Raw genomic sequence first — 7,967 nt, 5'->3', positions numbered from 1 at the left:
TCATTATGGACATTATTTGAAAAAATTCTTAATGGCGTCAATCAGGCTAACAAAAAAGTCTTTTAGTTTATCTAAAAAGCTTTGGCCTTCTTCAGAACCCAGAAAGTTTGTTAGCTTTTCTTTTGCTAGGTTTAATTGTTCTCCGACCTGATTCCAGTCAATATTGAGCTCCATTAGCTTATTGAAAAGGTCCATTAGTCGCTGTATGTCTGCATCTGACAGTGTAATTCCTAAATCCTTTGCTGCATTAACGATGATAGTTCGTAGTTCCTCGTCGTTTTTTGGAGCATTTTTTGCTATTTCATCTTTGATTTTTGCCATTAAGGCAGCAGCATCTTCTGCACCAAATTTCTCACTCAATTTTGTCGTTTCGACCATTTCTTCGTTGGCGGCCTGTTTAACATCTTCAGGAATTACTTGATCCGAAGAAATCTCGTAAGCTTTAATAATTCCGGTTAATGCTGCTGTTCCAGAAACATCAAAAGGTCCAGTTACATAAATTTTCGCATCTTTCACACCAGCTGTAATTAATGCGTTTGCATACATTTCTTCTGTAATTAAAGTAATATGTTTCGAAATGGTTACATCTAATCCAGAACCTTTTTCTCCAATGGTGATCGAAGCTGAAGACAGAGCCCTGCTTCCGATGCTAGCCTTGGGTATATAATTTCCAAGGTACTGATGTTCTTCCGCATTTGTGACAACGACAATCTGAGGGTTGTCGGGTGCGTTCATTTCGTTTAGAATTGCTTCTTTTTGTGTTTCAGTTAGGTTTTCACCAAGTGTAATAATCACATCTCCAGGTATAGCGTCTGCGAAGCTAAGTGATGGAAAGATGAGTGAAAATACAAGTAATAACGGAAGTATGAATTTATATCTCAAACTAGTTTCCTCCTTTAATTGTTCAAAACAAGGTTATCCATCTTACCTATTATACAATATTCTTTACCAAAAATATCTTTTAACTATATATTTAGGAAAATCGCCCCCTTTTCAGATTGGATTATTCCAACCATTTATAGTAAAATGAACTCGTTCAATACATATTGACGAAAGAATACGAGCGGAGGTTTCAAATGAAAAAAGCTAGCATTGAATTCGAAAATGGAGAAAAAATCGTAATTGAGTTATATCCAAATGAAGCACCTGGAACAGTAGCAAACTTTGAAAAGCTTGCGAATGAAGGTTTCTATAATGGCCTAACTTTCCACCGTGTGATCCCTGGATTTGTCGCACAAGGTGGCTGCCCAAGTGGAAACGGAACTGGTGGACCAGGTTATACAATTAAGTGTGAAACAGAAGGAAATCCACATAAACATGTACCAGGAGCATTATCAATGGCTCATGCTGGACGAGACACTGGTGGAAGCCAATTTTTCATCGTACATGAATCACAGCCTCATTTAGATGGTGTACACACTGTATTCGGTCAAGTAATTGAAGGATTAGAATCTGTGTACCGAATTAAACAAGGCGATGTAATGAAAGAAGTTAAAGTTTGGGAAGAATAAGAAAGAGGGCACAACAGGTCATTCTTGTTGTGTCTTTTTTATTGTCCTATAATGATTCTTGAGGTGAACCTAAATGGGTAAAGGAAGATGGACAGTTTTTTTTGTTTTGCTTTTAATTTCGATTGCATGGGGAGTTATTTATTGGCTCGTATTAGCGTAATTAATGAACTCAAAATACATAATCTGTATCGTATAATGCTTAATTCGACAAAATAAGAGTAATGTATGTTATACTGATTTACATCGCTAAAAAATAAATAGTTTTCCTTCGGGGGTAGGTGAAATTCCTTACCGACGGTGATGAACAATTGTTCTAAGCCCGTGACCCATTTTAATATCAACAATTTGTTGCTGAAAGGCGCTAAGCCATGATCTTCATTTAAAATGGTGGACTTTGGTGAGAATCCAAGGCCGACAGTTAAAGTCTGGATGGGAGAAGGATGTTAGTACGGTATGTGAAGAAAAATTTGTCCATTATACCTTTATTTGTGTTGGACAAAAATACATATTCTGTTGCTTAAATAACATCGACCAAGACCCCGGATTGCAATCCGAGGTCTTTTTGTTTTGGAAACAAAGATAGAAACCCCTGTAATAAGCACATGATAATAGAAAGGAGTGTTGATCCGTGAGAGATCAAGATTATATGAATTTAGCGATAAATGTTGCAAAAGCTGGTGTTGGACAAACGACGCCCAATCCTGTAGTCGGTGCTGTTATTGTAAACGAGGGCCGTGTGGTAGGAGTTGGTGCACACTTAAAAGCCGGGGAACCACATGCAGAGGTCCATGCGATTCGGATGGCTGGTGATAAAGCCCAAAATGCAACGGCTTATGTAACATTAGAGCCTTGTAGTCATCATGGAAAAACACCTCCATGTGCAGACCTTTTAGTGAATAGCCATGTGAAACGGGTTGTGATTGCGACAACTGATCCAAATCCACTCGTTGCTGGTAAAGGAATTGCAAAATTAAAAGCAGCGGGAATTGAAGTAGAAGTCGGGGTATGCAAGGAACAAGCAGATGCATTAAATCAAGTTTTTTATCATTTTTTAGATAAAAAAATTCCTTATGTAACCTTGAAATCTGCCACTACTCTTGATGGAAAAACCGCAACAGTTACCGGTGAAAGTAAATGGATCACGGGTGATGCTGCAAGAAATGATGTTCATTTATATAGAAGCATCCATGATGCCATTCTTGTAGGGGTTAACACAGTGCTTGTAGATAATCCGAGTTTAACAACTAGGCTTCCGAATGGGACAGGCAAAAATCCGATTCGAATCATCTTGGATTCATCCCTTAGAACACCCCTAGATTCACNNAAGCAGAAACTTGGATTATTGTTACCGACAAAGCCGATCAAGAAAAAATAAATGGATTCAATGAGAAAAAAGGTGTCCGAATCCTACAATTACAAGAGCCTACCTTGTCGATTAAATCGATTCTTACACTTCTAGGTGAAGAAGGTATTTCCTCTATATATGTAGAAGGCGGTGCCGAAGTGAATGGCAGTTTTTTAAAGGAAAAGGCTGTTAACCAAGTTATCGTCTATCTTGCACCAAAATTATTTGGTGGAAAACTTGCACCGACGTCTATTGGTGGTACTGGAATCGAATCCATCGATGATGCATTACAATTAACCATTAAATCTGTGGAACAACTCGGAGAAGACGTTAAAATCGTAGCAGAACCGAGATAGAGGTGAAAACATGTTTACAGGGATTGTAGAAGAAATTGGGAAAGTTAAAGCGATAAATGGATCGCAGGAATCAATTGAAATGGTGATTCAGGCAAAAAAAATTCTCGAGGATGTAAACTTAGGTGATAGCATTTCGGTCAATGGAGTTTGTTTAACAGTGACGGAATTTACTTCTGATGGTTTCACTGTGGATGTGATGCCAGAAACGATTAAATCAACTTCATTACGTGAATTGCGACAACAATCTCCTGTCAATCTAGAAAGAGCAATGTCTGTGGGTGGCCGCTTTGGAGGTCATATCGTTTCAGGTCATGTTGATGGCATCGGAAAAATTGTTCGAAAAGAACCAAAAGGGAATGCCGTGTATTATGAAATTGAAATTCCTGAAGAACTTGTTCAATTTATGATCTATAAAGGTTCGGTTACAGTGGACGGGACAAGCCTAACTATATTCGGACTTACCGAAAATACGTTTACTATTTCTTTGATCCCTCATACGTTATCCGAAACGATTTTGCATAAAAAGGGTGTAGGAGACATTGTAAACATCGAATGTGACATGCTCGGGAAATATGTAAGTCAGTTCATGCAACGTTCTTTTGGAAACGAAAAATCAACAAAATCAAAGATCACCGCAAGCTTTTTAGAAGAACATGGTTTTAAATAAAAAAGGGGGGATAACAATGTTTGATCCAATTGAAGATGCACTTGCCGACCTAAAACAGGGAAAAGTAGTCATAGTATGTGATGATGAAAATCGTGAAAATGAAGGAGATTTTATCGCGATTGCCGATCAAGCAACTCCAGAGGTCATTAATTTTATGATTACACATGGACGCGGACTCGTATGTACTCCTATTACAAATTCGTTAGCGAAAAAATTAAATCTTGATCCGATGGTAACACATAATACGGACCCACATGGAACTGCTTTTACCGTAAGCATCGATCATAAAACGAGTACAACCGGTATAAGTGCAATTGAACGTTCAAAAACAATAATGGAGTTGCTCAACCCAGACTCAAAACCATCTGATTTCAAAAGACCAGGTCACGTCTTTCCTTTAATAGCAAAGGAAGGAGGGGTCCTCGTTCGAGCAGGTCATACAGAAGCAGCAGTTGACTTGGCGGCCCTATGTGGTTCCGAGCCTGCTGGAGTAATTTGTGAAATTGTGAAAGAAGACGGAACCATGGCGAGAGTTCATGATCTGCGTAAGATTGCCAATGAATTTAACCTAAAAATGATTACGATTGAGGAACTCATCCATTATCGTAAGCAAAATCAACAACTTACAATAAATGAATAGGCAATGAAACATTTTTTATAAAATAAAACAAAAAACTAATAACACAGGAGGTTCATAATGAATAAAATTTATGAAGGACACTTAGTTGGCACAGGTTTAAGAGTAGGGATTGTCGTTGCACGTTTTAATGAATTTATAACAGCAAAGTTATTAACCGGAGCTCTTGATGGACTTAAGAGACATGGTGTTGCCGATGAGGATGTTGAAATTGCTTGGGTTCCAGGTGCATTTGAAATTCCTTTAATTGCTAAAAAAATGGCTGAATCAAGTAAATATGACGCAGTTATTGCATTAGGTACTGTCATTAGAGGCTCTACTTCCCATTATGATTTTGTATGTAACGAGGTAGCGAAAGGATTAGCTTCAACCTCATTAGCAACAGGAAAGCCAGTTATGTTCGGTGTTTTAACAACTGATACAATTGAACAAGCAATCGAAAGAGCGGGAACAAAGGCAGGAAATAAGGGATGGGATTCTGCTGTATCTGCAATTGAAATGGCGAACCTAGCTCGTTCATTTGAATAATTCCAAGAGTTTGTATAGATATAAAAGGTTTTGGATATAATTTAAATTTAAGGGTATTGCGAAAAGACTATGGAAAAATAACTTGGTTAATGGTACTCTTAATTAAAATATTAAGGTTAGTCCAAAAGTAGTAATGGTTATACTATTTGGAAAGTTTTTCGATAATGAGGGATTTATATGTTAATTCGTTATAAAAAGAATTATGAGAAAATCGCAATGGGGCTTCTTTCATTTATGCCGACCGAAAAGGACTTAAAGAACCTGCAAGCAACGATGAAGCAATATGAAGAGGATGATACACAGCAGCTATTCTTATGGAAAGAAGAAGATATTGTAGGAATTATCGGAACAACAATCCATGACGGGGATCTTGTTGAAATTCAACATATTTGTGTGAATCCATCTCATCGGTACCAAGGTATTGGTAAGAAGATGGTGAAGGCGCTAAAAGAGCATTTTCCAGATCGTGAGTTACGACCAAATGAACATACAGCAGCTTTCTTTGAGAAATGTGATTTCTCAGAGGATGAAAATTGCCAAGAAGGACAGTCATAAGACTGTCCTTTTTAGTTTTTGCTTCGTATGCTCTGCTTCAAGAGGAATTGTTTTTGCCGTTCGGCAATCACATCGCTTCTGTCGCGTAAAGTATGTTTATGAATTAATTCTTGATTTGATAAATCACTTGCTTCTCCCCATGATTTCCCGGATTCGGTAGCCTGTGAAATACAAGTTGAAAGTAGATTATTATCTGTTAACGGTAAATTTATACTTTCATATGGTGAGCCATTTTCAATATCATGAAATTTCTTTTGTAAAAGTTCAATCAGTTTATCAACCTGAAAGCCTAATTGTTCTAATTCAGATTTATGCTCATTACAAATCTTAAGAGCGCTTTTCATCATTTTGAGTGCACCGGCTGTGTTTTTGCGGCGGTAGTGATAAAGTGATACCGCAATCTGAATTAAACCTACCCAATATGTCTTTCTTTCAGGAACAGGGTCTTCCTTCCAATGATCTTCCAAAATTTCATGGCATTCAAAATAATCGCGGTCACAGTGAAAATGAATTAAATAATCAATAAATGCTTGTGGGTACAAGTGGGATCACACATCCTTTTAACTTTATTCAGTAGAGGTCCCTTACTAATTCAAGTGGTGATGAATGCTATAGGGGTATACAATCCAGTCGGGGTTCAAAGTCCGACTGAAATTAAGGAACTCAGACTAAGAACGCCAGATCCTGATGCAACGTCTTTGTGACCCACAAACGTGTGGGCCTAAAAAAATCGGGCGCAAATACGCTAAGGCGCATTTGATTACTATGTAAAGTAGTTTAACACATTAAATGCACCCACAACATGGGAAAAATAAAGTGTTCAGCAATATGCTGAACACTTTATCGTCAATTTTAATTTTTAATTAAAACCAAGCTGCACCAACGATAATTAACAGAATAAACAATACTACGATTAAGGCAAATCCGCCTCCAAATCCATATCCGCCACTCATTTAAAATACCTCCTTAATATTCTTGGTTACACAGTTATCATATGACTAATACCACTTCTTGTGTGGGCTGGTGTCCATATATAACATCAGTTTTTCAAAAAAAAATTGTGGCAAATACCAAAATCCAGTGTGGATTGAATGGTCATTATGTTCTATACTCTTACCTTTAATCAGCTTGAAGTCTTCAAATTCTGCTGATTAAACTTAATGCCTCCGGCGGATGCCACGATTTTTTAATGGAAATTTTTCGAGCATTAGGGGATCAAAGACTAAGAGCGCCACGTCCTGTGGTCACGTCTTTGTGACCCACAAGGTGTGGGCCTAAAAAAATTGGGCGCAAAATACGCAAAGGCGCATTTGATTGTGTTAAAATAGAGGTATATGAAACTGTCATGAAGGGTATTTTTGGTGAGATGAGCGTGGATTTACATTACAGCGTAAAAATTGACACTTTTGAAGGTCCGTTAGACCTTCTTTTACATTTAATCAATCGATTAGAAATTGATATTTATGACATACCAGTTGCAGAAATTACAGAACAATACTTAATGTATATACATGCAATGAAAGTATTACAATTAGATATTGCAAGTGAATACCTGGTTATGGCTGCAACACTTTTAGCAATTAAAAGTAAAATGTTGCTTCCAAAACAGGAAGAAGAACTTATCGACGGAGATTCCGAGTTTGAATTTGAAGAAGATCCGCGTGAAGATTTGATGAATCGACTAATTGAATACCGTAAATATAAGAATGCTGCAGAAGATCTCAAAGTTTTAGAAGAAGAACGTTCCCAATTGTTTACAAAGGCCCCTAGTGATTTAAGTGAATTTACTAAGGATGTCGCCATCGATCATTCTTTAGATGTCAATCTCTATGACATGCTTGGCGCGCTTCAAAAGCTAATGCGTCGCAAAAAATTGCAGAAGCCTTTGTCAACAAGAATTACGAGACAAGAAATACCTATCGAAAAAAGGATGAAAGAAATTATTAACGAATTAAAAGGGTACCGTGGAAAAAAGAAATTCACAGAGCTTTTTCCATATGATGATAAAAACCATATTGTTGTTACATTCCTTGCGCTTCTTGAATTAATGAAAAAAAATGTTGTGTTAATCGAACAGCAGAACAATTTTTCAGAAATTTATATATCGAGTATGGAAAGGGATTATTAGTCATGAAATTAATTGATTGGAAAGCCATTGTCGAAGGTTTACTTTTTGCAGCTGGAGACGAAGGATTGACATTAAAACAAATGGCAACCGTCTTAGAAATAAATGAGAGCACCGTATTGGATATCGTAGGCGAGTTGAAAGATGGATACAGTCAACCAGGACGAGGTATAAATCTAGTTGAAGTTGCTGGAACCTATCAACTCACTACAAAAAAAGATCATGCTGGTTATTTGAAAAAAC

Annotated in this window: 9 protein-coding genes, 2 pseudogenes and 1 riboswitch; of the genes and pseudogenes, 8 read left to right on the top strand and 3 right to left on the bottom strand. The window is 37.3% G+C overall.

Going from position 1 to position 7,967, the window contains the following annotated elements; translation table 11 throughout:
• Window positions 1-12: 12 nt before the first annotated feature.
• Window positions 13-882, bottom strand: a complete 870-nt coding sequence (locus tag V7147_RS19945; protein ID WP_335369561.1) for a DUF1002 domain-containing protein — start codon at window positions 880-882, stop codon at window positions 13-15.
• Between the two features lie 194 nt (window positions 883-1,076).
• Here V7147_RS19945 and V7147_RS19940 point away from each other — a divergent pair, with 194 nt between their 5' ends.
• The 6 genes and pseudogenes from V7147_RS19940 to V7147_RS19915 all read left to right on the top strand — a co-directional run bounded on the left by V7147_RS19940 (window position 1,077) and on the right by V7147_RS19915 (window position 5,599).
• A complete protein-coding gene (locus V7147_RS19940) occupies window positions 1,077-1,511 on the top strand; it encodes a peptidylprolyl isomerase (protein ID WP_335369560.1) in 435 nt (144 codons plus the stop codon).
• 260 nt (window positions 1,512-1,771) lie between these two features.
• Window positions 1,772-1,956: riboswitch (FMN riboswitch) on the top strand.
• A gap of 201 nt (window positions 1,957-2,157) precedes the next feature.
• Window positions 2,158-3,212: pseudogene (gene ribD, locus V7147_RS19935) on the top strand (bifunctional diaminohydroxyphosphoribosylaminopyrimidine deaminase/5-amino-6-(5-phosphoribosylamino)uracil reductase RibD).
• 10 nt (window positions 3,213-3,222) lie between these two features.
• Window positions 3,223-3,879 carry a riboflavin synthase gene (gene ribE / locus V7147_RS19930; RefSeq protein ID WP_335369559.1) on the top strand — a complete coding sequence of 219 codons (657 nt, stop codon included), beginning with the start codon at window positions 3,223-3,225 and terminating at the stop codon, window positions 3,877-3,879.
• 16 nt (window positions 3,880-3,895) lie between these two features.
• Window positions 3,896-4,516, top strand: a pseudogene (gene ribB / locus V7147_RS19925) (3,4-dihydroxy-2-butanone-4-phosphate synthase); the annotation flags it as partial.
• A gap of 60 nt (window positions 4,517-4,576) precedes the next feature.
• Window positions 4,577-5,044: a 6,7-dimethyl-8-ribityllumazine synthase gene (gene ribH, locus V7147_RS19920; RefSeq protein ID WP_335369558.1), complete on the top strand. Its 468-nt coding sequence runs from the start codon at window positions 4,577-4,579 to the stop codon at window positions 5,042-5,044.
• Window positions 5,045-5,221: 177 nt separating this feature from the next.
• Window positions 5,222-5,599: a GNAT family N-acetyltransferase gene (locus tag V7147_RS19915; protein ID WP_335369557.1), complete on the top strand. Its 378-nt coding sequence runs from the start codon at window positions 5,222-5,224 to the stop codon at window positions 5,597-5,599.
• 11 nt (window positions 5,600-5,610) lie between these two features.
• On the opposite strand, the gene V7147_RS19910 is transcribed toward V7147_RS19915, so the two are convergent.
• Window positions 5,611-6,141: a DUF309 domain-containing protein gene (locus tag V7147_RS19910; protein ID WP_335369556.1), complete on the bottom strand. Its 531-nt coding sequence runs from the start codon at window positions 6,139-6,141 to the stop codon at window positions 5,611-5,613.
• A 321-nt stretch (window positions 6,142-6,462) separates the two neighbouring features.
• Window positions 6,463-6,552: a YjcZ family sporulation protein gene (locus V7147_RS19905; RefSeq protein WP_083497245.1), complete on the bottom strand. Its 90-nt coding sequence runs from the start codon at window positions 6,550-6,552 to the stop codon at window positions 6,463-6,465.
• A gap of 419 nt (window positions 6,553-6,971) precedes the next feature.
• On the opposite strand from V7147_RS19905, the gene V7147_RS19900 reads away from it, so the two are divergent.
• Both V7147_RS19900 and scpB read left to right on the top strand, forming a co-directional pair.
• Complete coding sequence (locus V7147_RS19900) at window positions 6,972-7,727, top strand: segregation/condensation protein A (protein ID WP_335369555.1); 756 nt, start codon at window positions 6,972-6,974, stop codon at window positions 7,725-7,727.
• A gap of 2 nt (window positions 7,728-7,729) precedes the next feature.
• On the top strand, window positions 7,730-7,967 hold a 238-nt coding region (gene scpB, locus V7147_RS19895; RefSeq protein ID WP_335369554.1), incomplete at its 3' end, for an SMC-Scp complex subunit ScpB.

Origin of the sequence: Bacillus sp. JJ1521, from assembly GCF_036965165.1 — a bacterium.
In the GTDB taxonomy this organism is placed as follows: Bacteria; Bacillota; Bacilli; order Bacillales; family Bacillaceae_L; genus Ferdinandcohnia.
The sequence above is the reverse complement of the archived record's forward strand: the minus strand, read 5'-3'. Positions and strand labels throughout refer to the sequence as shown.

Excerpts from the sequence above, each read along its gene's own strand:
- V7147_RS19940 (WP_335369560.1), top strand. The coding sequence starts at position 1,077 with ATGAAAAAAGCTAGCATTGAATTCGAAAATGGAGAAAAAATCGTAATT.
- ribE (WP_335369559.1), top strand. The coding sequence starts at position 3,223 with ATGTTTACAGGGATTGTAGAAGAAATTGGGAAAGTTAAAGCGATAAAT.
- ribH (WP_335369558.1), top strand. The coding sequence starts at position 4,577 with ATGAATAAAATTTATGAAGGACACTTAGTTGGCACAGGTTTAAGAGTA.
- V7147_RS19915 (WP_335369557.1), top strand. The coding sequence starts at position 5,222 with ATGTTAATTCGTTATAAAAAGAATTATGAGAAAATCGCAATGGGGCTT.
- V7147_RS19905 (WP_083497245.1), bottom strand. The coding sequence starts at position 6,552 with ATGAGTGGCGGATATGGATTTGGAGGCGGATTTGCCTTAATCGTAGTA.